Source organism: Streptococcus gallinaceus, assembly GCF_024170225.1.
Taxonomy (GTDB): Bacteria; Bacillota; Bacilli; order Lactobacillales; family Streptococcaceae; genus Streptococcus; species Streptococcus gallinaceus.
Genome location: NZ_JALJXU010000002.1, coordinates 137,830 through 161,191 on the forward strand (window position 1 = coordinate 137,830; position 23,362 = coordinate 161,191).

General features: G+C 43.3%; 24 protein-coding genes. 20 read left to right on the top strand and 4 right to left on the bottom strand.

Annotation, left to right across the window (positions count from 1 at the left end; translation table 11 throughout):
* Positions 1-6 precede the first annotated feature (6 nt).
* The 3 genes from J2T50_RS03160 to J2T50_RS03170 are packed head-to-tail and all read left to right on the top strand — an operon-like array spanning position 7 to position 4,616.
* Positions 7-708 (top strand): ABC transporter ATP-binding protein, encoded by a 702-nt coding sequence (locus J2T50_RS03160; protein WP_253363604.1) that lies wholly within the window; start codon positions 7-9, stop codon positions 706-708.
* 9 nt (positions 709-717) lie between these two features.
* Positions 718-4,074, top strand: coding sequence for an FtsX-like permease family protein (locus J2T50_RS03165; protein WP_253363606.1), 3,357 nt, complete (start codon positions 718-720; stop codon positions 4,072-4,074).
* A 47-nt stretch (positions 4,075-4,121) separates the two neighbouring features.
* The gene (locus tag J2T50_RS03170; RefSeq protein ID WP_253363608.1) at positions 4,122-4,616 is read left to right on the top strand and encodes a phosphatase PAP2 family protein; all 495 of its coding nucleotides are present in this window, start codon (positions 4,122-4,124) and stop codon (positions 4,614-4,616) included.
* 164 nt (positions 4,617-4,780) lie between these two features.
* Here J2T50_RS03170 and J2T50_RS10530 read toward each other — a convergent pair whose 3' ends face one another.
* Complete coding sequence (locus J2T50_RS10530) at positions 4,781-4,912, bottom strand: hypothetical protein (RefSeq protein ID WP_301282799.1); 132 nt, start codon at positions 4,910-4,912, stop codon at positions 4,781-4,783.
* Positions 4,913-5,142: 230 nt separating this feature from the next.
* Here J2T50_RS10530 and J2T50_RS03175 point away from each other — a divergent pair, with 230 nt between their 5' ends.
* From J2T50_RS03175 to J2T50_RS03195, 5 genes are all read left to right on the top strand, one after another.
* Complete coding sequence (locus tag J2T50_RS03175; RefSeq protein ID WP_253363610.1) at positions 5,143-5,292, top strand: hypothetical protein; 150 nt, start codon at positions 5,143-5,145, stop codon at positions 5,290-5,292.
* Between the two features lie 22 nt (positions 5,293-5,314).
* The gene (locus J2T50_RS03180; RefSeq protein WP_253363611.1) at positions 5,315-5,911 is read left to right on the top strand and encodes a DUF6261 family protein; all 597 of its coding nucleotides are present in this window, start codon (positions 5,315-5,317) and stop codon (positions 5,909-5,911) included.
* Positions 5,912-5,953: 42 nt separating this feature from the next.
* On the top strand, positions 5,954-8,596 hold the full coding sequence (polA, locus tag J2T50_RS03185; protein WP_253363612.1) for a DNA polymerase I: 2,643 nt from the start codon (positions 5,954-5,956) through the stop codon (positions 8,594-8,596).
* Positions 8,597-8,692: 96 nt separating this feature from the next.
* Complete coding sequence (locus J2T50_RS03190) at positions 8,693-8,857, top strand: bacteriocin immunity family protein (RefSeq protein WP_253363615.1); 165 nt, start codon at positions 8,693-8,695, stop codon at positions 8,855-8,857.
* A gap of 144 nt (positions 8,858-9,001) precedes the next feature.
* On the top strand, positions 9,002-9,433 hold the full coding sequence (locus tag J2T50_RS03195; protein WP_253363617.1) for a CoA-binding protein: 432 nt from the start codon (positions 9,002-9,004) through the stop codon (positions 9,431-9,433).
* Between the two features lie 32 nt (positions 9,434-9,465).
* Here J2T50_RS03195 and J2T50_RS03200 read toward each other — a convergent pair whose 3' ends face one another.
* A complete protein-coding gene (locus J2T50_RS03200; protein WP_253363619.1) occupies positions 9,466-10,374 on the bottom strand; it encodes a DUF975 family protein in 909 nt (302 codons plus the stop codon).
* 115 nt (positions 10,375-10,489) lie between these two features.
* Here J2T50_RS03200 and tgt point away from each other — a divergent pair, with 115 nt between their 5' ends.
* From tgt to J2T50_RS03230, 6 genes are all read left to right on the top strand, one after another.
* Positions 10,490-11,632 carry a tRNA guanosine(34) transglycosylase Tgt gene (gene tgt, locus J2T50_RS03205; RefSeq protein ID WP_253363621.1) on the top strand — a complete coding sequence of 381 codons (1,143 nt, stop codon included), beginning with the start codon at positions 10,490-10,492 and terminating at the stop codon, positions 11,630-11,632.
* Positions 11,633-11,965: 333 nt separating this feature from the next.
* A complete protein-coding gene (gene yycF / locus J2T50_RS03210; RefSeq protein WP_253363623.1) occupies positions 11,966-12,673 on the top strand; it encodes a response regulator YycF in 708 nt (235 codons plus the stop codon).
* Positions 12,666-14,021 (top strand): cell wall metabolism sensor histidine kinase VicK, encoded by a 1,356-nt coding sequence (vicK, locus tag J2T50_RS03215; protein WP_253363626.1) that lies wholly within the window; start codon positions 12,666-12,668, stop codon positions 14,019-14,021. The genes yycF and vicK overlap by 8 nt, the downstream gene beginning before the upstream one ends.
* A gap of 6 nt (positions 14,022-14,027) precedes the next feature.
* Positions 14,028-14,831, top strand: coding sequence for an MBL fold metallo-hydrolase (locus J2T50_RS03220; protein ID WP_253363628.1), 804 nt, complete (start codon positions 14,028-14,030; stop codon positions 14,829-14,831).
* 8 nt (positions 14,832-14,839) lie between these two features.
* Positions 14,840-15,202, top strand: a complete 363-nt coding sequence (locus J2T50_RS03225) for a YbaN family protein (RefSeq protein ID WP_253363630.1) — start codon at positions 14,840-14,842, stop codon at positions 15,200-15,202.
* Entirely contained in the window at positions 15,203-15,769 is a 567-nt protein-coding gene (locus J2T50_RS03230; protein WP_253363632.1) for a GDSL-type esterase/lipase family protein, read from the top strand.
* Positions 15,770-15,791: 22 nt separating this feature from the next.
* Here J2T50_RS03230 and J2T50_RS03235 read toward each other — a convergent pair whose 3' ends face one another.
* Complete coding sequence (locus J2T50_RS03235; protein ID WP_253363634.1) at positions 15,792-15,974, bottom strand: hypothetical protein; 183 nt, start codon at positions 15,972-15,974, stop codon at positions 15,792-15,794.
* A 9-nt stretch (positions 15,975-15,983) separates the two neighbouring features.
* A complete protein-coding gene (gene gorA / locus J2T50_RS03240) occupies positions 15,984-17,333 on the bottom strand; it encodes a glutathione-disulfide reductase (protein ID WP_253363636.1) in 1,350 nt (449 codons plus the stop codon).
* A gap of 250 nt (positions 17,334-17,583) precedes the next feature.
* Between gorA and J2T50_RS03245 the strand changes: the two genes are divergently transcribed.
* The 6 genes from J2T50_RS03245 (at position 17,584) to J2T50_RS03270 (ending at position 23,126) form a co-directional block, all read left to right on the top strand.
* The gene (locus J2T50_RS03245; RefSeq protein ID WP_253363638.1) at positions 17,584-18,738 is read left to right on the top strand and encodes an efflux RND transporter periplasmic adaptor subunit; all 1,155 of its coding nucleotides are present in this window, start codon (positions 17,584-17,586) and stop codon (positions 18,736-18,738) included.
* Positions 18,719-19,414 carry an ABC transporter ATP-binding protein gene (locus J2T50_RS03250; protein ID WP_253363640.1) on the top strand — a complete coding sequence of 232 codons (696 nt, stop codon included), beginning with the start codon at positions 18,719-18,721 and terminating at the stop codon, positions 19,412-19,414. Before J2T50_RS03245 ends, J2T50_RS03250 begins: the two co-directional genes overlap by 20 nt.
* On the top strand, positions 19,414-20,661 hold the full coding sequence (locus tag J2T50_RS03255; RefSeq protein WP_253363642.1) for an ABC transporter permease: 1,248 nt from the start codon (positions 19,414-19,416) through the stop codon (positions 20,659-20,661). The genes J2T50_RS03250 and J2T50_RS03255 overlap by 1 nt, the downstream gene beginning before the upstream one ends.
* A 19-nt stretch (positions 20,662-20,680) precedes the next feature.
* The gene (locus tag J2T50_RS03260) at positions 20,681-21,091 is read left to right on the top strand and encodes a hypothetical protein (RefSeq protein ID WP_253363644.1); all 411 of its coding nucleotides are present in this window, start codon (positions 20,681-20,683) and stop codon (positions 21,089-21,091) included.
* A 128-nt stretch (positions 21,092-21,219) separates the two neighbouring features.
* Complete coding sequence (locus J2T50_RS03265) at positions 21,220-21,960, top strand: cyclase family protein (protein WP_253363646.1); 741 nt, start codon at positions 21,220-21,222, stop codon at positions 21,958-21,960.
* Between the two features lie 119 nt (positions 21,961-22,079).
* Positions 22,080-23,126, top strand: a complete 1,047-nt coding sequence (locus J2T50_RS03270) for an LLM class flavin-dependent oxidoreductase (protein ID WP_253363648.1) — start codon at positions 22,080-22,082, stop codon at positions 23,124-23,126.
* The last annotated feature ends 236 nt before the right edge of the window (positions 23,127-23,362 follow it).

Genomic DNA, 23,362 nt, shown 5'->3' on the forward strand with positions numbered 1-23,362 from the left:
AAAAGAATGGCTTATATTGAAGTAAAACACAGTTCCAAGTACTACCAAGTCGGGGACAACCAGATTATTGCCAATCACGATGTGAATTTTGAGATTGAAAAAGGGGAGTTGGTCATCATTTTAGGCTCCTCTGGTGCAGGAAAATCAACGATTCTTAATATCTTGGGCGGTATGGATACCAATGATGAAGGTCAAGTGATTATTGATGGCGTGGACATTGCTACCTACAATTCTCATCAGAGAACCAATTACCGTCGGGATGATGTAGGCTTTGTCTTCCAGTTTTACAATCTGGTGGCTAACTTAACCGCCAAGGAAAATGTAGAACTTGCTTCGGAAATTGTAAAAGATGCCTTGGATCCAGTCGAGATTCTAACTGAAGTTGGTTTGTCCCACCGGATCAATAATTTCCCAGCTCAGTTATCAGGTGGAGAGCAGCAACGTGTGTCCATTGCGCGTGCCGTAGCTAAAAATCCTAAAATCCTCCTCTGTGATGAACCAACTGGAGCCTTGGATTACCAGACGGGTAAGCAAGTCTTGCAGATTTTGCAGGACATGTCTCGTCAGCAAGGAGCGACTGTTATTATTGTCACCCACAATTCAGCGCTAGCACCTATTGCAGACCGGGTCATTCATATGCGGGACGCAACGGTTAAGTCCATCAAGGTCAATCCACAGCCGCAAGATATTGCGACCTTGGAATACTAGGAGACGTCTATGAAAAAAGTCTATTGGAAAAATCTTTTCAAGTCAGTGTCTTCATCCAAGGGACGATTCTTCTCCATTTTTAGTCTCATGTTCATCGGAGCAGTGACCTTGGTGGGGCTCAAAGCTACATCACCAAATATGGAACGCCTAGCTCAAGCTACCATTGGAAAAACACAAATGATGGATTTGGCGGTCATTGCAGATATGGGATTGGACAAGGAGGACCAAGCGGAGCTCAGCTCAATCCCCCATGCGACGGTCGAATACAGCTACATGACAGATGTGACTCGTAAGGGAACGACGGACGCTGTTCGTATTTATTCTCAGACGGAGAAAATCTCCCTATTTCAACTCATATCAGGTCAACTTCCCAGTCAGTCAGACCAGATTGCCCTAGACACGAGTCTCAAGGGAGATTATCAGCTTGGAGATAAGATTGAATTTTCCCAATCAGATAAGGGGAGTTTGAAAAAAACGACTTTTACAGTGACTGGATTTGTCCATTCGCCGGAGATTTGGAGTACAAAAAACCTTGGAAATTCGAGCGCTGGATCAGGCAGTTTGACAGCCTATGCCGTGGTTAGCAAGGAAGCATTTGACTCGGATGTTTACATGATTGCCCGCCTTCGTTATGATGATTTGAAAGATTTGGTTTATACCTCTTCAACTTATGACAAGCGTTTGGCAAAGCATGCAGAGGAACTGGAAAAGTTGGTGGCTGACAATGGCAGTCTACGGCTCGCTCGCGTTAAGTCAGATGGGCAAAAGGATATTCAGCAAGGGCAAGAAAAAGTTGCTGACGCGGAAAATCAACTCAGCCAGTCTGCACAGAAAATTGCCGATGGAGAACAGCAGATTGCCGACGGCGACCAACAAATCACAGCAGCAAAAGAACAGATTGCCAAGGGTGAAAATCAATTAGCAAAAACGGAGCAGCAACTAAAGGAAGCAGCTGCAACCTTAACTAGCAAGAAAGCTGAACTCGATAAGGCAAGAAGCGATTTGGATGCTAGTAAGGCCCAGTTAGATGCCAGTCGCAGTCAGTTAGACAGTGCCAAGAGTCAACTCGACCAGGCTCAGGAAACGATTGCACAAAAACAAGCAGAACTAGATGCAGCAGCTGGTCAAATACAGTCTGGACAATTGGCTCTTCAAACAGCAAAAAATACTTTACAAGAGCAAATAGAATCCCTGACAGCTGCTGGAGAAGATCCAAGTCAAAATCCAGCGATCCAAGCGGCGCAAGCAAAAATTGCCCAAGATGAAGAAACGCTGGAAGCTTCTTTGACCAATTACAATCAAGGATTTGCAGCATTAGAAAATGCCAAAGCGGCCTACCAAGTCCAAGAGACTACTTACCAATCTGGTGAGCAAGAGTATGCTAATGGCTTAGCCCAGTATCAAGCAGGTGAGTCTAGTTATCAAACTGGCTTGACCCAATACCAAGCAGCTCAAGCGACCTATCAATATGGGGTGGCTCAGTATGAGACAGGAAAGGCTGATTTACAATCTTCCCAAGCAACCATAGCTGAAAAAGAAGCCCAGCTAGGCAAATCCAAGACCGAGATAGCTACTGCAAAAGACACCTATACCGATAAGAAATCTGAGGCAGACAAGAAAATATCTGACTCGAAGGAGAAATTGACCGACGCGGAAACTAAATTGTCTAAGTTAGAGGAGCCAAATTACCTGGTCTACAATCGCAAAACCATTCCTGGTGGGACTGGCTATGAGAATTATCGCGTAGCAACGGGAAGCATCTCAGCTGTCGGAACCATTTTTCCAATTGTTCTCTATCTAGTAGCAGCCATGGTGACTTTTACAACTATGACACGTTTTGTAGATGAGGAGCGGACCAATGCCGGAATTTTCAAAGCTCTAGGCTACACGAATCACGACATCATCCGAAAATTTGTCCTTTATGGCTTGGTAGCTAGCATGCTAGGTACCCTCGTTGGAGTTGCAGTTGGGACCTATTGGCTCTCTCCAGTCATCAGCCAAGTTGTCACCGAGCATATGGTTCTAGGAGCAGCCACAAGCTACTTTTACCCAACCTGGCTCGTGATTGCTATCTTACTAGGTCTAGTATCTGCAGTCTTACCCGCCTACTTAGTGGCCAACCGTGAATTAAAGGAAAATGCCGCCCAACTCTTACTTCCCAAACCGCCTGTATCAGGTTCTACCATCTTACTTGAAAAGATTTCTTTTATCTGGAAACGATTGACCTTTACCCAAAAAGTCACTGTCCGCAATATTTTCCGCTACAAGCAGCGGATGTTCATGACCATATTTGGGGTCGCAGGGTCTGTCGCCCTCCTCTTTGCAGGCTTGGGGATACGCTCTTCAATTTCTGGCTTGGTCGATCGTCAGTTTTCAGATTTGTTGCAATATGATATGATTGTGGTGAAAAATTCAGCTACCAGTAAGGCTGAAGCAAATACTGTAGAAAAGGAATTCTCAGAGAAATCCGTAGATTCCCACCTCTCTATTTCCTATCAAAGTTTGGAGCAATCCATTCCCCATCAAGATGAAAAACAGGCCACTAGCCTTCTTGTGACTGAGCAAACAGATCAATTATCAGATTATATTCGTCTCTCCAATCGCAAAAACGGTGAACCACTTACCTTGTCACCTTCAGGAGTTATCATCACTGAAAAACTAGCGCAGCTATATGATGCAAAAGTAGGAGATAAGATAACTTTGACAATTGATAATCAAGAAGTGTCTGTAGAAGTGACTGGCATTGCCGAAATGTATGCGGGACACTCAGTTTACATGACAGCAGACTACTACAAAAAAGCAACCGGACAGGCACCGACAGATAATGCATGGTTGGTCAAGTTGACCAACCACCAGTCGAACAGCGTGAAGTCAGTATCGGCCAAGTTCCTACAACTGGCAGGCGTATCAGCAGTTGTACAAAACACAACTATGGTAGCAACAATTGACAATCTTGCTCAGTCTCTTCAGTCCATTATGTTGATACTGATTGTTCTGTCTTTATTGTTGGGGATTGTCATTCTCTATAACTTGACCAATATCAATGTTGCCGAGCGTATTCGTGAGTTATCAACAATCAAGGTTCTCGGTTTTCATAATAAGGAAGTCACTCTCTACATCTACCGAGAGACCATCTTCCTTTCTCTAGTTGGAATCGTACTTGGTCTTCTAGGGGGAAGAGCTCTACATCTCTTGATACTGGATATGATTGGAACGGACTCAATTATGTTCAATCCGACGGTGACTTGGGATGTCTATCTAACACCTGTTCTAGCTATTTTAGGCATTCTAGCTGTCTTGGGCTGGTTTGTTAATTATCACCTAAGAAAAGTAGATATGCTTGAAGCCTTAAAATCCGTTGAATAAAACGAAACCAGTCTCGAAAGAGACTGGTTTTATGCTATAATTAAGCCATGAAAAATTATGAAGAAGTCTATCATAGCTGGGCTGACTATTTAGCGAAATACCCCCCCTATCAGAAAGCAACTATCTGGCTCAACCGTTATATCACTTACATCATGTATCTGATTTATCCACTCTTTCTTTTAGACAGAGTCATTCAAGACAGCTGGGACTGGAAATATCTGCTCATCCCAGCTCTTGGTTTTGTCCTCCTGAGTCTAGTCCGAAAGGTCATTAACACTCCTCGCCCCTATGAAGTTTATGCCATTCACCCTCTAATCTCCAAAGCCAGTAAAGGAAATTCCATGCCTAGCCGTCATGTCTTTTCAGCCACTATCATCTCCATGTGTCTCTTGACGAGCAATCTTGGTTTGGGGTTATTAGGACTGTTTCTTTCAGCTACCTTGGCATTTTGTCGTGTCTTGGTCGGAGTTCATTTTCCAAAAGATGTCCTAGTTGGTCTATTTCTTGGAATAGGGATAGGAAGTTTGCTATTTGTTTTTTAGGGGAAGGATATGAAATATAGTAAAGAGAAACAGGTTACCAAAGATTTGGTAGAATGGATGAATGCAAAGATTGCCTACTTGTAGGCGATTTTTTATTGACCACGGATTGAACATAGAACCGTTGACACAAGTAAACAATGCAAATTACCGTTCAAACTCATTTGTCACACGATGTAGTCGTCATAACTTATTTTCCGAATAGTTCGATGCACCAAGTGGTTAATGTATTTAGTCTTCCAAATAGCATGACACACCATGTAGTTGTAGTATTTTGCCTTTCGAATAGCACGATGCAACGTGTGGTTGTTGCATTTCGCTTTCCGGATAACGTGATACATCGTGTGGTTGTTGTATTTCTTCCTCTGAATAGGACGATACACCGTGCAATCAAGTTGTTTTTAGCTCTAGAGGGAATTACTTTATAGAAAATGAGCTTATTTTTTACTTAATATCGATTTTTTCAAAACTATTTTCGAATAACTAAGATGAGAAATAAAAAAGCATGTTAGCTAAAAAGGAGAAATACATGAAGAAACAATATGCTACCTCCCCCTTAAATCTTCGGACTCTTGACCAAGAGCAAACTTATCAGCTTATCAAAGACTCGCAAATTACCATCGGTGCCTTTGCCAAGACCCATAAGTCAGAATTGATTTACACAACTTATTCTATTTGACTGCAAGACTATTTGGCAGAATTTGAAAAAAGGACTCCATAAAAGCCGCGCTAGCCTTTATACTCAACAGTTACGAGAGACCGATAAAGAACGGTCAGACGCTGCTGTAACCTTGGTAAATCTCATTCGCGCCTATGGCAAGAGTCGGGACAAGAATAGCCAAGCTGCTTATCAGTTGTTGGCACCCTTGATGAAGAACTATCAACAGCTAACAGAGAACATCTATGAGAAAAAGACGGAAGCTATCAATCACTTGGTCAATCAATTAAGAGAGGAAGTCTATCAAAATGCTTTGGCTCAGCTTTATCTGTCTGTTCAGTTCGAACATTTAGTGCAGGCGCAGAGTCATTTTGATGGCGTTTATAGCCAACGTATCCAAGAGCAGGCTAGTAAAACTCCGGGAAAAATCAGAGAGACCCGTGGAACTCTAGTAGAATCCTATAACTTTATCATCGACTACACAGCCATCATGGCCTATGGTTTTCCAGAAAAGACAGAATTTGCCCAATTACGTAAGCAACTCAATACCATTCGTAGTCGGTATAAGGTGAGAAAACCGGATACGAAAGATAAGAATGTAGCAATTGTGAAAGAGGAAGTTCTAGCAGAAAAGGAGTGAAAGAAAAGACCCAGTTGGGTCTTTTCGTGCTATAATAAGACTATGACAAACAAGAATAGATTACTTTTAATTGACGGTTCTTCCGTTGCTTTTCGTGCCTTCTTCGCACTATATAATCAAATTGATCGTTTTAAAAATGCTGACGGTCTTCACACCAACGCAGTTTATGGTTTCCACCTTATGCTCAATCATTTGCTGGAGCGGGTTCAACCAACGCATATCCTTGTTGCTTTCGATGCTGGAAAGACAACCTTCCGTACAGAGATGTATGCGGACTATAAGGGTGGTCGTGCCAAGACACCAGATGAGTTTCGGGAACAGTTTCCATTTTTGCGCCAACAATTAGATGTCCTTGGAATCAAGCATTACCAGTTGGATCGCTATGAGGCGGATGACATCATCGGAACCTTGGTCAAGCAAGCAGAAGCAACAGACGAGCACTTCGATATTACCGTTGTTTCTGGAGACAAGGACTTGATTCAGCTGACTGATGAGCATACGGTTGTTGAGATTTCTAAAAAAGGTGTGGCGGAGTTCGAAGAGTTTACACCTACCTATCTCATGGAGAAAATGGGGATTACCCCTGCTCAATTTATCGACCTGAAAGCCCTCATGGGAGACAAGTCAGATAATATCCCAGGAGTGACCAAAATCGGAGAAAAAACAGGACTCAAACTCTTGATAGAACATGGCTCCTTAGAAGGAATTTATGAGCAAATTGATGGGATGAAGGCTTCCAAGATGAAGGAAAATCTCATCAATGATAAAGAGCAGGCTTTCTTGTCTAAGACCTTAGCAACCATCGATACAGATTCTCCGCTTGAAATTGGTCTAGCAGACATTCACTATGCGGGTCCGCAGGACTTAGATGCTCTGGCGACCTTTTATGAAGAAATGGACTTCAAGCAATTTCGTGCTCAGTTGGGAGCCACTCCGTCTGTTGAACAGGAAGAAATTGACTTTGAATTTGTGACAGAAGTGACAGCAGAGATGCTAAGGGAAAACCAATTTTTCTATTTTGAAATGTTGGGGGAAAACTACCACAAGGAAGATATGATTGGCCTTGCTTGGGGAGATAGCCAGCAGATTTATGTTGGGAAGCCTGAACTTTTGCAGAATCAACTATTGAGCGACTTTTTGTCAACAACTGCCTTGAAAACCTATGACTTCAAGCGGACAAAGGTGCTCTTGCATCGTGCAGGTATTGAGGCCGAGAACCTGAAGTTTGATAGTCGACTTGCCAAGTATCTCTTATCCACAGTTGAAGACAATGAATTGACTACGATAGCACACCTATACGGACAAACTCAGTTAGTGGCAGATGAAGTAGTCTATGGCAAAGGCGCTAAACGAGCGATTCCAGACGACCAAGCGCTCTTTGACCATTTGGCTAAGAAAGTTCAAGTCTTGGTTGAAACCGAAGAACCTATGTTGGAGCAACTCAGCAACCACAATCAGCTAGAGCTTCTCTTTGATATGGAGCAACCATTAGCTAAAGTACTTGCCAAGATGGAAATCGCAGGAATCAAGGTAGAAAAAGAAACCTTGCAAGCCATGCAAGCTGAAAATGAAATTCTCATCCAAAATCTGACGCAGGAAATCTATGAACTGGCTGGTGAAGAATTCAATATCAATTCTCCAAAACAGTTAGGAGTTATTCTCTTTGAAAAAATGGGTCTGCCTTTGGAATTTACCAAGAAAACCAAGACAGGTTACTCAACAGCAGTCGATGTACTAGAACGTTTAGCACCTATTGTTCCAGTAGTTTCTAAGATTTTGGAATTCCGCCAAATCACCAAACTCCAATCGACCTATGTCATTGGTTTGCAAGATGCTATCATGGCAGATGGGAAAATCCATACCCGTTATGTGCAAGACTTGACGCAGACAGGGCGTCTGTCCTCTACAGATCCAAATCTGCAAAATATACCCGTTCGTTTGGAACAAGGTCGCTTGATCCGCAAGGCTTTCGTGCCTGAGTGGGAAGATGCAAGTTTTCTTTCTTCGGATTACTCGCAGATTGAATTGCGTGTCTTGGCCCACATTTCACAGGACGAGCACCTAATCCAAGCCTTCAAGGATGGCATGGACATTCACACTTCAACTGCTATGCGGGTCTTTGGTATTGAAAAGCCTGAAGATGTGACAGCAAATGACCGCCGTAATGCAAAGGCTGTTAACTTTGGTGTGGTTTATGGTATCTCTGACTTTGGCTTGTCCAATAACCTGGGTATCAGCCGTAAAGAAGCCAAGGATTATATTGACCGTTATTTTGACCGTTTCCCAGGAATTAAAAACTACATGGAAAGTATCGTTCGAGAAGCGAGAGATAAAGGTTTTGTAGAAACGATTTACCATCGTCGTCGAGAGTTGCCAGATATCAATTCACGTAATTTTAATGTCCGGAATTTTGCAGAGCGGACAGCTATCAACTCGCCAATCCAAGGATCGGCAGCTGACATCCTAAAAGTCGCTATGATCAATCTTGATCAAGCTCTGACAGACGGAAACTTCAAGACCCGTATGCTTCTGCAAGTGCACGATGAAATTGTCCTTGAAGTGCCAAATGATGAACTGGATGCTGTGAGAGCTCTTGTCAAGGAAACAATGGAATCTGCTATTGAGCTAGCAGTGCCTCTTCTGGCAGATGAAAATGCAGGACAGACTTGGTACGAGGCCAAGTAATTAGAACTTGTCATCAACTATATACCTATAGAGAGGAGCTTGTAAGCCTCCCTGTTTTGTGGTATGATGTGAGACAAAAAGGAGGTGCAGACAAAGATGCTTCCAAAAGTTGATCATGAAGAAAAAGCTCTAAATCTGCTATATGATTTGATTTTAAATCCAGAAGTAAGTCAGGCAGAACGGGATTTACTGGTTGAGGCCAAGAACTTGATTGAAAAAGGGGATGATATTTTACCCGTTTTTAATCGATTACTTGGGTAATTACGTCCCTTTGCCATTAACCGAAGCATGACCAAGCCGGTTTTGGACTTTTATCTGAAAGCCATGACGCGACCAGCATCTGACCAGAAATTCTGGGGATTGATCTATGCTGCTTGGATTTTTAGTATGAAATAAGGAGTGCTTATGACCTATCATTTTCAAAATCCAAATCAAAATATTATTTTTGATTATCTGAGAAATAGCCAAACTATTGCGGTTGTTGGTCTGTCAGACCGTCAAGAAACCGCCGCTTATGGTGTGTCAAAACTCATGCAAGATGCAGGGTATCGGATTATCCCGGTCAATCCTAAACTTGTTGGTCAAGAAATTCTTGGCGAGCAGGTTTACAGACGATTGCAGGATATTCCTGAAAAGATTGACATAGTTGATGTTTTTCGCCGGAGTGAGTTTTTAGCAGATGTCGCGCGGGACTTTATAGAGACAGATGCGACCATTTTCTGGGCTCAGTTAGGTCTTGAAAGCCAAGAAGCAGAAGAAATCTTACGCGCTGCCAATCGGCATGCCATTGTCATGAATCGTTGTATTAAGATTGAATACCTAGCCATGCAAGGCTAAACAAAAAAAGAAGCGATTGCTTCTTTTTTTGTTTAGTTGAGATTTCCTGTTAAGAGGTCTTCTTTCCATTTCCGGTCTTTTAGGAGTGCATCGTAGAAATGAATCTTAGCAGCACCATAGTATGGATAGACATAAATTCCCACGAGTCCAAAACTTAGTCCTTGAAGGATAAACCATCCGATGAAGGAAAGATTGAGTACGAAGAATTTTGCTTTGTAGCCTTTCATGAGGCGACGGCTTTCTTTGATAAGTGCCATCGGACCAGAATAAGTACCCGCTTCCAAGTGTTCCAACAATAAGATTTCGACTTGTGAATAAGCTAATTCTTGAGGAATATAAATGGCAAGTCCAATGATGAAAACAATAAAGCCGACGATAAATAATGTTCCAAATACAGCCAGTGTTGGTTCTATAGAAGCATGGCTTGTATTGGACATGGATACGATGATAGCTAGTACGGCACTTCCAATCGCTCCGATAACTAAGAGAACTAATCCAATATAATAGACCAATCCCCATAGGAAGAGCAAGAGCCCTTTAACAAAAACAGTTAGAAAAATCTTTCCAAAATGCGGATGCTGGAAGATACTAAAGCCGTCTTTCCAGCCAGTCATTTCTTGACGATGACGGAGGATATTCAAAATAGTAAAGGTCAAGGATAAAAGAATGAAACTCAATAAAATTCCGATTAAAAAAGGAAAAAGACTAGCTGAGATGCTGTAGAAAAATGGAGATGAGTTAGCTGTGATTTGGTTAATATCCCCTGAGGACAAAGAGTTAACAATTTCTTGATTCATAGTAGAAGCAGATGAATTGCGGAAAAAACTCACGAGACTTGAAAATAAGGATACAAGGGCTGGGACCAATCCAAGCAGGTAAATCCCTGGGGTTTGGTCAATGGTTTGTCGTGCCTGTGCACGAATTTGACTAATAGAAAACATAAGATACCTCCTTTCTTTATTTTAGCACAATATCAGATGACAATCTAGCTGAATTTTGTTACACTAGAAAGGCTGAAAAGCGCACAAGACTGTATTTCTTGAAAGCGAGGAACTTATGACGGATTATCCAATCAAATACCGTTTAATCAAAAAAGAAAAGCACACAGGTGCTCGTTTGGGTGAGATTATCACACCGCATGGAACTTTTCCGACACCCATGTTTATGCCAGTAGGAACGCAGGCTACGGTTAAAACGCAGTCCCCTGAAGAACTCAAAGAGATGGGTTCGGGCATCATCTTGTCAAATACCTATCATCTCTGGCTTCGTCCAGGTGATGAACTCATTGCTAAGGCTGGTGGCTTGCACAAATTCATGAACTGGGACCAGGCAATCCTGACAGATTCAGGTGGTTTCCAGGTTTATTCATTGGCAGATAGTCGCAATATCACTGAAGAAGGGGTGACCTTTAAAAATCACCTCAATGGGTTCAAGATGTTCTTGTCACCTGAGAAGGCTATCTCCATTCAAAATAATCTCGGTTCGGACATCATGATGAGCTTTGATGAATGTCCGCAATTTTACCAACCATATGACTACGTCAAAAAATCAATCGAACGTACCAGCCGTTGGGCTGAGCGTGGTCTCAAAGCTCACCGCCGTCCACATGACCAAGGATTATTTGGGATTGTGCAGGGGGCTGGTTTTGAAGACCTGCGTCGCCAGTCAGCGCAAGATTTAGTTGGTATGGATTTTCCGGGTTATTCTATTGGTGGCTTGGCAGTGGGAGAAACGCATGATGAGATGAATGCTGTGCTTGATTTCACAACGCCACTCTTGCCAGAGAATAAACCGCGTTACCTCATGGGGGTTGGAGCACCAGATAGCTTGATTGATGGCGTTATCCGTGGTGTTGATATGTTTGACTGCGTGCTTCCGACACGAATTGCCCGCAACGGGACTTGTATGACATCACACGGCCGTTTGGTGGTCAAAAATGCTCAATTTGCAGAAGATTTTACACCGCTCGACCACAACTGTGATTGCTACACATGTAAAAATTACACGCGTGCCTACCTCCGTCACTTGCTTAAGGCCGACGAAACCTTTGGTATCCGTTTGACTTCTTACCACAATCTTTATTTCCTTGTGAATCTCATGAAAAATGTTCGTCAGGCTATCATGGATGACAATCTCTTGGAATTCCGCCAAGACTTTATGGAACGGTATGGTTATGGTAAAAATGGCCGTAATTTCTAAATAGAAAGCTAGAGAGAGTGGGATAAAAATCGTGATTTCGTAGAAATCGATTTTGTCGTCCCACCTCCGCACAGTTGACTAGCTTCAAAGGTTCGGGGAACTTTTGAAGGTTGGAGATAGGGCTAACAAAGTTAGCCTCAAATATTCGAAATTGCTGCGTAGCAAGGAATGAGAGCATTCAGTCAACCCCTGCGTCAAACTGCTAAAATTATAAAAAATCAAGAGCCCAGGATTGAGTCCTAGGTTCTTTTCTTTCACCTTCTATCTATCTTAAACATGCAATCTGACGGGATTTTTGTTATAATGTTTTAATTAAATAAAGGAAGCAAAAACATGAAGAAAATTCTAATTGTAGATGATGAGAAGCCCATCTCAGATATTATCAAATTTAATATGACGCGTGAAGGCTACGAAGTGGTGACGGCTTTTGATGGCCGTGAGGCCTTGGAAATGTTTGAAGCAGAAATTCCTGATATTGTCATTCTGGATCTCATGTTGCCAGAAATCGACGGTCTGGAAGTGGCGCGAAACATTCGTAAGACCAGTAATGTGCCCATTATCATGCTCTCTGCAAAAGACAGCGAGTTTGATAAGGTTATCGGCTTAGAAATTGGTGCAGATGACTACGTGACCAAGCCATTCTCAAATCGTGAATTACAAGCGCGTGTCAAGGCGCTTTTGCGTCGTAGTGAGTTGACGGAAACGCAAGTCATTGAGACAGAAGCTGGTGGTCAGACGGAGTTGGTGATTGGCGATTTGACAATTTTACCAGATGCTTTTGTGGCTAAAAAGCATGGTAAGGAGTTGGAATTGACTCACCGCGAGTTTGAGCTTTTGCACCATTTGGCCAATCATCTCGGTCAAGTCATGACACGGGAGCATTTATTGGAAACCGTGTGGGGCTATGACTATTTTGGGGATGTGCGTACGGTTGACGTGACTGTTCGTCGTTTGCGTGAAAAAATTGAGGACACGCCAAGTCGTCCCGAATACATCTTGACCCGTCGTGGTGTCGGATATTATATTAAAGCTAATGATTAATAAATTACGTTATCTAATGACGACTCCAGAATTTTGGTTTATCGTCATTTTAGTTGGTTTCGTGGTGGCTCTTGTTTTCATGATTATCGAAAATCACCGCGACAACAAACACATTAAAATCTTGAACCAAAAGGTCAAGGAATTGATTGCGGGGGATTATTCGGATATTTTAGATATGCGTGGAAGCCCAGAAATCACTGACATGACCAACTCTCTCAATGACTTGTCCGAAGTGATTCGCCTGACGCATGATAATCTGGAGCAGGAAAAAACACGTCTGTCCTCCATCTTGTCCTACATGAGTGACGGTGTGATGGCGACCGACCGGATGGGGCGGATTATTATGATCAATGATATGGCTCAAAAACAGTTAGGGCTAACTAAGAAATCAGCCTATCAGACAGATTTGCTGGATATTTTGGATTTGGAAGAGCAGTACAGCTTTCGAGACTTGTTAGCGCAGACACCAGAGGTCTTGGTCAATCATGCCAATGAACATGGAGAATATTTGGCGCTTCGGGCTAATTTTGCGACCATCCGGAGTGAAAGTGGCTTAATTTCAGGTTTGGTGGTTGTCTTGCACGATATGACAGAGCAAGCCAAGGAAGAACGCGAACGCAGGCTTTTTGTATCCAATGTCAGTCACGAATTGCGAACCCCCTTGACTTCGGTTAAGTCCTACTTGGAAGCACTGGATGAGGGCGCGCTCAATGATACGGTGGCACCGAGCTTTGTCAAGGTTTCGCTGGATGAAACCAACCGAATGATGCGGATGATTTCGGACTTGCTCAGTCTCTCTCGGATTGACAATGCCGTGACCCACATGGACTTTGAGTTGACCAATTTCACAGCCTTTGCGACCTTTATCCTCAATCGATTTGACCAGATGAAAAGTCAAGATACCAAAAAGGAATACAACATTGTTCGCGATTACCAAATTACCCCTATCTGGATTGAAATTGATACAGACAAGATGACTCAAGTTTTGGATAATATCTTAAACAATGCCATCAAGTATTCACCAGATGGTGGGAAGATTACCTTCAGTATGAAGACGACTGATAGCCAGTTGATTGTTTCGATTTCTGATGAAGGATTAGGGATTCCAAAAGCCGATTTGCCTAAGATTTTTGACCGATTTTATCGTGTGGACAAGGCACGCTCCCGTACGCAAGGTGGTACTGGTCTGGGACTTGCCATCGCTAAGGAAATTGTCAAACAGCATAAGGGCTTTATTTGGGCTAAGAGCGAGTATGGATACGGTTCAACATTTACCATCGTTTTGCCATACAATAAGGACGTAACCTTTGATGAATGGGACGATGGGACAGATACAGAGGAAGAATAGGAGACTATGAGCGAAGTAGGTTTTCAATACAGTATTTTAGCCTCAGGATCAAGTGGAAATTCCTTCTACTTAGAAACTGAGAAGAAGAAAATTTTAGTGGACGCAGGCTTGTCTGGTAAGAAGATTACCAGTCTCTTGGCAGAAATTGACCGCAAACCCGATGACTTAGATGCCATTTTAGTAACCCACGAACACAGTGACCACATCCATGGAATCGGTGTTTTAGCGCGGAAATACGGTATGGACATTTATGCCAATCAAGAAACCTGGGACGCTATGGATAGTAAACTGGGTAAGATTGACACAGCCCAGAAACATATTTTTGAGCTGGGTGTGACCAAGACCTTCGGTGACTTGGATATTGAGTCGTTCGGTGTTAGCCACGATGCGGCTTGCCCACAATTCTATCGATTTATGAAAGACGACAAGAGTTTTGTTATGTTGACCGATACAGGCTATGTGTCGGACCGTATGGCGGGGATTGTTGCCAATGCCGATGGCTACTTGATTGAGTCCAATCATGATATCGAAATTCTGCGGGCGGGTTCTTATTCCTGGAATCTCAAGCAACGGATTTTATCAGATAAGGGTCACCTTTGCAATGAAGATGGTGCAGATGCCATGATTCGTACCTTGGGCAATCGAACCAAGAAAATCTATCTCGGCCACCTTTCCAAGGAAAACAACATCAAAGAATTGGCCCACATGACCATGGTCAATCAGCTAGCTCAGGCGGATTTGGGGGTCGGAGTTGACTTTCAAGTCTACGATACCTCGCCAGATACAGCAACCAAGCTGACACGGATTTAGGAGACTATATGCGCATTGTGTATCTTGTAGTAGGAAGTTTGGCGCTGCTTTTAGGAGTTATCGGAGTGCTGCTTCCAGTTCTACCGACGACGCCCTTTCTGTTGCTAGCGGTATTTTGCTATGCCCGCTCGTCGGAGGCCTTTGAAAAATGGCTGCGCTCTTCAAAATTGTATCAGCTCTATGTGGCAGACTATGCCGAGACAAGGACTATTCCCAAAGCTAGAAAGAAACGAATTGCTTGTCAAATCCTTCTCTTGATGGGAATTTCTATCTTTTTCGCACCAATTATCTGGGTCAAGGTTGGACTAGTTGGGTTACTAATTTTCATCCTTTATTACTTGTTTTACGTGATTCCAGACCGGGAGGAATAAATGAAGTTAATCTTGTGGGGGGACAGTCTCTTTGCCCGTCATGAAGGACAAGACATTCCTCATATCAATCATAGCCTATTGGTGCTTAGAACGGATTTGCAGATAGAGAATCGAGCCGTTTCAGGTGACAATAGCTACGACCTTCTGAAATGGCTAGAGGAAGCAGAAGACTGGTCGGCAGCTAGAGTTTTTGTCTTGATTGGTGCCAATGACTTGGCCATGCATAAGCAGATCTTTCTGGGAGAATACCTTGAAAATTTGAGAAAAATCGCTGGGCTCTTAAAAGACAGGGTCGAGGCAGATAAGATTTGTTTTCTCTCACCGCCACCTGTTGATGAAGAATTACAAGCCTATCGGACCAATCGATTGGTGGACTATTACACGGAAATCGTGGAACAAGTTGCCAAGGAAGAGGGAATTGATTTCCTTTCAACTAGAGCTCTTTTTGAGAAAAGTGGCCTGCCTGTGAAGCAAATTTTACGTGGGCAGATGAATGACGGATTGCATTTTGGCTCAAGCGGCTATGCTTTGCTAGCACAGGCCATGCTTGAATGCATAGAAAAATGAGAGTGGGACAGAAGTTCCGCTCTCATTTCTTTTGTTTGTGTTCTTTAATTTCTCGAAAGGATGCCAAGACTTGGTAGACTAGGATGAAGAAGGTCAGTCCTAGTAGAAGTTGATTTGGTAAGCCTGTGAGGAAGTGCAGCCGACTATTAGCAAGGCAAATGAGTACGATAGCCAGACTAGTGAGCGTTAGGATAGACTTTTTCATGCAGGTCTCCTAGCGCATGGTGACAAATTCTTCTGAACCAGTCGGGTGGATGGCAACTGTTGCATCAAAATCAGCCTTAGTCGCTCCCATTTTAATGGCCACAGCAAAGCCTTGGATCATTTCATCGACGCCGTAGCCGATACCATGAAGGCCGACAACTTTTTCTTCAGGGTCAACTGTTACTAGTTTCAAGCGTGTGACTTGGCGGTGCTCGTCCATGGCAGTGTACATAGAAGTAAAGTTCGAGGTGTAGCAGGTAACAGCCTCCGAACCATAAGTATTTTTGGCTTCTTCTTCGCTTAAGCCAACTGTTCCAATAGCAGGGTGTGAAAAGACAACAGTTGGAACAGTTTCATAATCCATCTTAGCCGTCTCTTGGCCGTTGAAGAGGCGCTCAGCAAGAATGCGGCCGGCCTTGATAGCAATAGGGGTTAATTCTTTTTCTCCGGTTACATCACCGAGGGCGTAGATGCCTGGTGTTACTGTATTTTGATAGCTATCGACAGCAATGTAACCACGTTCTGTCAAGGTCACACCGGCAGCTTCAAGATTGAGATTTTCTACATTTGGTCTGCGGCCGATGGCCCAAAGGACTTGGTCAGCAATATGATGAGTTCCATCTTCAAAATGAAGCGCAAGCTGGCCATTTTCTAACTTTTCAATCTTACTTGGTGTTTTGTGGGTGTGCAGTTGTAGACCAGTCTTGTCCATTTCATCAACCAGCGCATCGATAATATAGGCATCGAAATTACGCAGTGGTCGGTCCTTACGGACAAATAAATCCGTTTTGACACCCAGATGATGTAGAACACCTGCCATCTCAACAGCGATGTAACCAGCCCCAACAACGGCTACAGACTGGGGTAATTCTTCCCAAGCAAAGACGTTATCAGATACGATTCCCAACTCTTTACCAGGGATGTCTGGAATACTTGGACGAGCTCCTGTTGCGATGACGATATGCTTGGCCGTCAGTTTTTCCCCATTGACCTCAATGGTATGCGGATCGATAAAATGCGCATAGCCTGAGATATGTTCGACTCCGTTACGAGCCCAGTTGTTGGCATAGCCATTGCGGGAGCGGCTGACGTAGCCTTCGCGATTTTGACGTAATTTTCCAAAGTCGAATTGGATATTTTCTGTTGAAAATCCATATTCGCTAGCGTAGGTGTGGAGGGTTTCTGCCACTTGTGCACCGTACCACATAATTTTCTTCGGAACACATCCTAGGTTGACGCAGGTGCCACCGACTTGTCCGCCTTCAACAACAGCGACTTTTGCACCATGCATGGCAGCACGATTGACAAAACCAGAACCACCAGAACCGCCACCAATGGCAATAACATCAAATTCTCTCATAGGTTTCTCTCCTCAATTCATATGTATATGTTCATTCTAGCTTTTTTAAACCATTTTTGCAAAAATCCGCTACGAGGGCTTACAAAAGTGTAAGAAACTGTAAGTTAAGGCACTGGCAAGTATGAAAGGAGAGGTGTAGTATAAAATCATGTAAAAGCCTTGCATTATTTTTTGTTTAGGTGTATCATAACAGTAACACAAAAACATCATCATAAAAAATGATGAATTCGTTTATTAAAGGAGAGATTTTATGTTAAAGTCTAAAAAAGCAAAGATTGCTTTGTTTTCTGGATTGGGAGTTGTAGCAGTGGCACTAGTTGGGGGAGCCCTGTTATTTGGCGGTAAGTCTTCAACGACGGATGCCAAAGAAGGAGCAGATGCCTTGCATTACCGAGTAGCAAAAGAAGGCTCGATCGCCTCATCTACCTTGCTCGCAGGTACAGTATCAGCAGCAGAAGAGCAATATGTCTACTATGATGCGACAAAAGGCGACATTACTTCTGTCAATGTAAAACAAGGGGATCAAGTGACCGCAGGTCAATCCTTGGTACAATACGATACGACAGAATTACAAGCAAATTATGATACAGCTGTCCGAGCTCGTGACAAGGTTGGCCGTCAAATTTATGACCTACGTACCAATGGGCAAACGGTTCAAACAACAGGTGATGACGCGACAGACAATGCAGCAGTTCATTCAGCACAGCGTTCAGTTGATATGCAGTTGCAAGACCTAAACGACAGCTATGCAGATGCTCAGGCGGCCCTAGATAAGGCCTCAGCTGCTTTAAATGAAGCAACAGTGAAAAGTACCGTTTCAGGTACAGTTGTCGAAGTTAATCACTCTGTTTCAAAATCAAATACCAGCACGAACCAAACAATTGTCCATATTGTTAACCAAGGTAGCCTCCAAGTAGCAGGGAGCTTGTCTGAGTATGACTTAGCCAATATCAAAGTGGACCAAGAGGTGAAAATTTCATCTAAAGTTTACCCAGACCAATCATGGACTGGAAAAATCAACTATATTTCCAACTACCCAAGCCAAGAGACAGCTGGACAAACAGGTAGTACAGCAGGCAGCGGCTCTAAGTATCCATTCAAAGCGACCATCACCAGTGAAGTTGGTCCATTGAAACAAGGTTTTTCAGTCAATGTTGAGGTGGTCAACAGTGCCAAACGTATTTTGATTCCTGTGGCTGCGATTGTCAACGAGAATGGGAAAAACTTTGCTTGGACACTTGTAGATGGAAAAGCGAAAAAAGTAGAAGTTCAAGTTGGAAATTCAGATGCGACAAACCAAGAAGTTACTTCTGGTTTGAAGGCAGGCGATAAGGTCATCTCTAATCCAAATGGCAGTCTAAAAGAGGGTGAAAAGGTGGATGCAGATGAAGAAAAAGCTAATTAAGTTACAAAATATTAACAAAAGCTATAAAAACGGAGATCAAGAATTACGTGTCTTAAAAGATGTGAGCCTAGAAGTGGAAGAAGGTGAATTTGTAGCCATCATGGGACCATCTGGTTCAGGAAAATCAACCCTAATGAATATCATTGGCTTATTGGACCGCTCTAGCTCGGGAGAGTACTATCTTGAAGATACAGAAGTCAGCCAATTGTCAGAAAAAAAATTGGCGGTGGTTCGTAATGACCAAATCGGCTTTGTCTTCCAACAATTCTTTCTCTTGTCTAAACTCAATGCTTTGCAGAATGTTGAGTTACCGCTTATATATGCGGGCGTTCCTTCTGGGAAACGAAAGGAATTATCTAAGCAATATCTTGAAAAAGTTGAATTGGGAGAACGCATGCACCATTTGCCATCTGAATTATCTGGTGGACAAAAACAGCGTGTTGCGATTGCGCGTGCCCTTGTCAACAGTCCTGCGATTATACTAGCTGATGAACCAACAGGAGCCTTGGATACCAAGACTGGGGATCAGATTATGTCGCTGTTGACGGAGCTAAATCGTGAAGGCAAGACTATTATCATGGTAACCCATGAGCCTGAAATTGCTGAGTACGCTACCCGTAAAATCGTCCTTCGAGATGGTGTCATTACAGAAGATAGTCGTAAGGAGGTGTTCTAATGGAAAATTGGAAATTTGCCTTAAAATCCATTTTAGCCCACAAGATGCGCTCTCTTCTGACCATGTTGGGGATTATTATCGGGGTGACGGCTGTTGTGGTGATTGTTGCATTGGGAAATGGAATGAGCAGCAGTATCGCTAAGGCCTTGTCGGGTGACCAGCAAAACGTCAATATTTATTTTTCGAATAGTAAAACAGACAAGACCACAGACGGCTTAATGACTTCTTGGACAGAGGAACAAACGACCGAGGAAGCAGAGCCGGTACTGCAAGATTCGACATTAAAAGGTCTGTTGACCGTTGATGGTGTGGAAAATTATTACACGCAAAATGGAACTCAGGCAGAAGTCGCTTTTGGAAGTAAGAAGGTCGATAGTGTCAATATCACCGGTGTTAGCCAACAGTACTTTACTGTTAAAAAATATGATGTACTAGCAGGCCGAAAATTCACGCCGAATGACTATACTAAATTTGCCCGCATTATCATGCTGGATAAGAATTTGGCCAAGGATTTATTTGGCAGTTCAGGAGCAGCCTTGAACCAAACGGTTAGTGTGAAGGGACATGCCTATCTTGTTGTCGGTGTCTACAAAGATCCAAATGCTGGTACGGCTATGTACGGCATGGCCTCTGGTGGGAATGCTGTGATGGCCAATACTCAGTTAGCAGCCGAAGAAGGAATTCCAGAAAATCAACAAATTTATGTCCATGTTAAGAACGTTTCTCGGTCCTCAGAGGTCGGTACAGCAGCAGCTGCTTATCTGACCAAGGCAACAGGATTACGTGAAGCCAAGTATGACATTTTTGATATGTCGGCCATGCTGAGCGAATTTAATCAAGAAATGGCTGGAGTTACACTCTTCATCGGAGCTGTCGCAGGGATTTCTCTCCTGGTAGGTGGTATCGGAGTCATGAATATCATGTTGGTATCTGTTACAGAGCGGACGCGTGAAATCGGTCTTCGGAAGGCACTTGGAGCAACGCGGAACAATATCTTGGTTCAATTTTTGATTGAAGCTATGGTGCTGACTAGCTTGGGTGGTCTTATCGGACTTGGATTGGCGCAAGTGATTGTATTTGCTGTAAATGCCAGTCATGTCATGGGAAGCAATATCACGGCTGTTGTTTCAGCTCCAGTTATGCTTGGAAGTATTCTCTTTTCAGCCGCTGTCGGTGTGGTCTTTGGCGTATTGCCAGCCAATAAAGCATCGAAATTGGACCCAATCGAAGCCCTTCGCTATGAATAATTTCTAGGGAGGTTTTGATATGAAAAAGAAATTCATCCTTCTAGGAGCGCTCTTGACTTGTTTTCTCGTCACAGCATGTAGTATTTCTAAAACAAAATCTCCCAAAGTGCAGTCTGTCGAATCTATCACGGTTTTTGATGCAGATGGCAATAAGTTATTTAAACGGACTGAAAAAGAGATTCTGGATCGATTTTCAGACTATGCCAGTGATACAGAAGTAGACGGCAGTGATTTGTTGGAAAAAATGCCAGCAGATGCAGTCGTAGCCTATCGTTATGTCTATAAAACAGACCCTGGTCGCGAATTAGTGATGCGCTCGTATGTCAATAAGGATATTTTGTTTGTCGAAGGCTTGCCTATAGTTGGAGACGTCCGGATTAAATTAGAAAAAGAAAGTGCCGATTGGTTTAGAAATCCGCAAAATTGGTAAATAACAAGAAGTTAGGAGAATCATCCTAGCTTCTTTTTTGTGATAGGAAAAGACTAATGGCCGCATAAAAAACAAGTATTAGTCGGCATTCTCTTCTTTTGATACAATAAAAGGAAAAGGAGAAAGATATGGCAGATTTACTAGAGATTTATCATTCACTACAAGACAAGAAATGGATTGATTTGACCCATTCCCTTAACGCGGATATTCCACGCTTTCCAGCGCTCCCTGCCTTGGAAAAGAAGGATATTTTCACTCTGGCAGATGGTTTTCATGTGCAGCAATTTTCAGTTGTGACGCAATTAGGAACCCACATTGATGCGCCCATTCACTTTGTAGAGGGTGGTCGTTGGTTGGACGAGTTTGCTCTTAAAGATTTCCTTCTGCCAATTTTTGTGATTGACAAGAGCCAGGCAGTCGCAGACAATCCAGATTATCGTTTGACAAAAGAGGATGTGTTGGAGTTTGAAGACCAATATGGGCAAATTCCAGTTGGGAGTTTTGTGGCTTTCCGCAGTGATTGGCATAAACGCTGGCCGAGTCAAGATGCCATGCGCAATTTGGATGAGGCTGGTGTCCAACATAGTCCGGGTTGGTCTCATGAGGCGCTGGAGTTTTTGATTGAGGAGCGACAAGTAAAAGCTATCGGGCATGAAACTTTAGACACGGATGCAGGTGTCGAAGCGGCGGAAAATGGCGGTGCACTGCACCAAGAGTACTATGTTTTGTCTAAAGATATTTTTCAATTGGAAGTTTTGGCAAATCTGGACCAACTGCCAGCAACCGGAGCCTTGATTTCCATCGCATTTCCACATTGGGAACAAGCAACGGGTTCGCCAGTCCGAGCAGTGGCAATCTTGCCAGAATAACGTTTGGAGTTACGAAATCAGAATAGGCTGTCTTTGCAGTCTTGTTTTTTATGAGCAGATTTCTTTACATTGTCACTAATTAAAGATAAAATAAAGTCACAAACCTAAAGGAGCAGGATATGAAGATTGAACTTGGCATTTCAACATTTGGTGAAACGACGCAGCTGGAAGGGACAGACCAGACCTTTTCACACGCAGAACGCATTCGGCAGTTAGTGGCAGAGATTGAGCTGGCAGATAAAGTTGGTTTGGACCTGTATGCGATTGGAGAGCATCATCGCGAGGATTTTGCGGTCTCAGCGCCCGAGATTGTTTTGGCGGCTGGTGCGGTCAATACCAAGCACATTCGCCTGTCTAGCGCGGTAACCATCCTGTCATCCATTGACCCGGTTCGAGTTTACCAGCAGTATGCGACTATTGATGCCTTGTCAAATGGCAGAGCAGAAATCATGGCAGGTCGTGGTTCCTTTATCGAGTCCTTCCCTTTGTTCGGCTATGATTTGGCGGATTATGAAGAACTCTTCAATGAAAAACTAGACATGTTACTGGCTATTCGTCAAGATACCAATCTTACATGGCATGGGAAATTGGCCCAATCCGTTGATAATTGTCCAGTTTACCCACGTGCAGTCCAAGAAGATTTCCCGATTTGGGTCGCGACAGGTGGCAATCCCGAATCAACCATTCGCATCGCTGAAAAAGGCTTGCCCATTGCCTATGCGACGATTGGTGGCAATCCCAAGCATTTTGCCCGCCTAGTTCGTATGTACAAGGAAATTGGCGCTTTAAATGGGTATTCACCCGAACAGCTCAAGGTTGCTGCCCACTCATGGGGCTGGATCGAAGCTGATAACCAAGCTGCCATTGACCATTATTTCTACCCAACCAAGCAGACGGTGGACAATATCGCGAGAGGACGCGCCCACTGGTCTGAAATGACGAAAGACCAATATCTCGCCTCTGTCGGTCCAGACGGAGCTATGATGGTCGGTGACCCCAAAACTGTCGCTACAAAAATTATCCAACACATAGAGACTCTCCAACTCGACCGCTTCATGCTCCACCTCCCACTCGGCTCAATGCCACACGAAGCAGTCCTAGAAGCCATCCGACTTTACGGAGAAGAAGTCGCCCCAATCGTGAAAGCTCACTTTGAAGGAAAGTAAATTAGAATAGAAAAGTAAAAAACAAGCCATTTCGGCTTGTTTTTTTTTTGAGGTTTGGGGAAGAATAGCAGGATAGATTCGTATTTTATAAAGAGTACAAAAAAGCACCGAATCGGTGCCCACTTTTATAAAGTTGAATACGGACTGGATTAAAAAATCACTGCCTTATTTTAACTCGCTGTGTTGTTTCGAATAGTTCCAACCAATGTATTATAACTCATTCGTTTATTAGAATC

What these genes read in the sequence shown, in the direction of transcription:
- J2T50_RS03160 (WP_253363604.1), top strand. Translation starts at nt 7, where the DNA reads ATGGCTTATATTGAAGTAAAACACAGTTCCAAGTACTACCAAGTCGGG.
- J2T50_RS03165 (WP_253363606.1), top strand. Translation starts at nt 718, where the DNA reads ATGAAAAAAGTCTATTGGAAAAATCTTTTCAAGTCAGTGTCTTCATCC.
- J2T50_RS03170 (WP_253363608.1), top strand. Translation starts at nt 4,122, where the DNA reads ATGAAAAATTATGAAGAAGTCTATCATAGCTGGGCTGACTATTTAGCG.
- J2T50_RS03175 (WP_253363610.1), top strand. Translation starts at nt 5,143, where the DNA reads ATGAAGAAACAATATGCTACCTCCCCCTTAAATCTTCGGACTCTTGAC.
- polA (WP_253363612.1), top strand. Translation starts at nt 5,954, where the DNA reads ATGACAAACAAGAATAGATTACTTTTAATTGACGGTTCTTCCGTTGCT.
- J2T50_RS03190 (WP_253363615.1), top strand. Translation starts at nt 8,693, where the DNA reads ATGCTTCCAAAAGTTGATCATGAAGAAAAAGCTCTAAATCTGCTATAT.
- J2T50_RS03195 (WP_253363617.1), top strand. Translation starts at nt 9,002, where the DNA reads ATGACCTATCATTTTCAAAATCCAAATCAAAATATTATTTTTGATTAT.
- J2T50_RS03200 (WP_253363619.1), bottom strand. Translation starts at nt 10,374, where the DNA reads ATGTTTTCTATTAGTCAAATTCGTGCACAGGCACGACAAACCATTGAC.
- tgt (WP_253363621.1), top strand. Translation starts at nt 10,490, where the DNA reads ATGACGGATTATCCAATCAAATACCGTTTAATCAAAAAAGAAAAGCAC.
- yycF (WP_253363623.1), top strand. Translation starts at nt 11,966, where the DNA reads ATGAAGAAAATTCTAATTGTAGATGATGAGAAGCCCATCTCAGATATT.
- vicK (WP_253363626.1), top strand. Translation starts at nt 12,666, where the DNA reads ATGATTAATAAATTACGTTATCTAATGACGACTCCAGAATTTTGGTTT.
- J2T50_RS03220 (WP_253363628.1), top strand. Translation starts at nt 14,028, where the DNA reads ATGAGCGAAGTAGGTTTTCAATACAGTATTTTAGCCTCAGGATCAAGT.
- J2T50_RS03225 (WP_253363630.1), top strand. Translation starts at nt 14,840, where the DNA reads ATGCGCATTGTGTATCTTGTAGTAGGAAGTTTGGCGCTGCTTTTAGGA.
- J2T50_RS03230 (WP_253363632.1), top strand. Translation starts at nt 15,203, where the DNA reads ATGAAGTTAATCTTGTGGGGGGACAGTCTCTTTGCCCGTCATGAAGGA.
- J2T50_RS03235 (WP_253363634.1), bottom strand. Translation starts at nt 15,974, where the DNA reads ATGAAAAAGTCTATCCTAACGCTCACTAGTCTGGCTATCGTACTCATT.
- gorA (WP_253363636.1), bottom strand. Translation starts at nt 17,333, where the DNA reads ATGAGAGAATTTGATGTTATTGCCATTGGTGGCGGTTCTGGTGGTTCT.
- J2T50_RS03245 (WP_253363638.1), top strand. Translation starts at nt 17,584, where the DNA reads ATGTTAAAGTCTAAAAAAGCAAAGATTGCTTTGTTTTCTGGATTGGGA.
- J2T50_RS03250 (WP_253363640.1), top strand. Translation starts at nt 18,719, where the DNA reads ATGAAGAAAAAGCTAATTAAGTTACAAAATATTAACAAAAGCTATAAA.
- J2T50_RS03255 (WP_253363642.1), top strand. Translation starts at nt 19,414, where the DNA reads ATGGAAAATTGGAAATTTGCCTTAAAATCCATTTTAGCCCACAAGATG.
- J2T50_RS03260 (WP_253363644.1), top strand. Translation starts at nt 20,681, where the DNA reads ATGAAAAAGAAATTCATCCTTCTAGGAGCGCTCTTGACTTGTTTTCTC.
- J2T50_RS03265 (WP_253363646.1), top strand. Translation starts at nt 21,220, where the DNA reads ATGGCAGATTTACTAGAGATTTATCATTCACTACAAGACAAGAAATGG.
- J2T50_RS03270 (WP_253363648.1), top strand. Translation starts at nt 22,080, where the DNA reads ATGAAGATTGAACTTGGCATTTCAACATTTGGTGAAACGACGCAGCTG.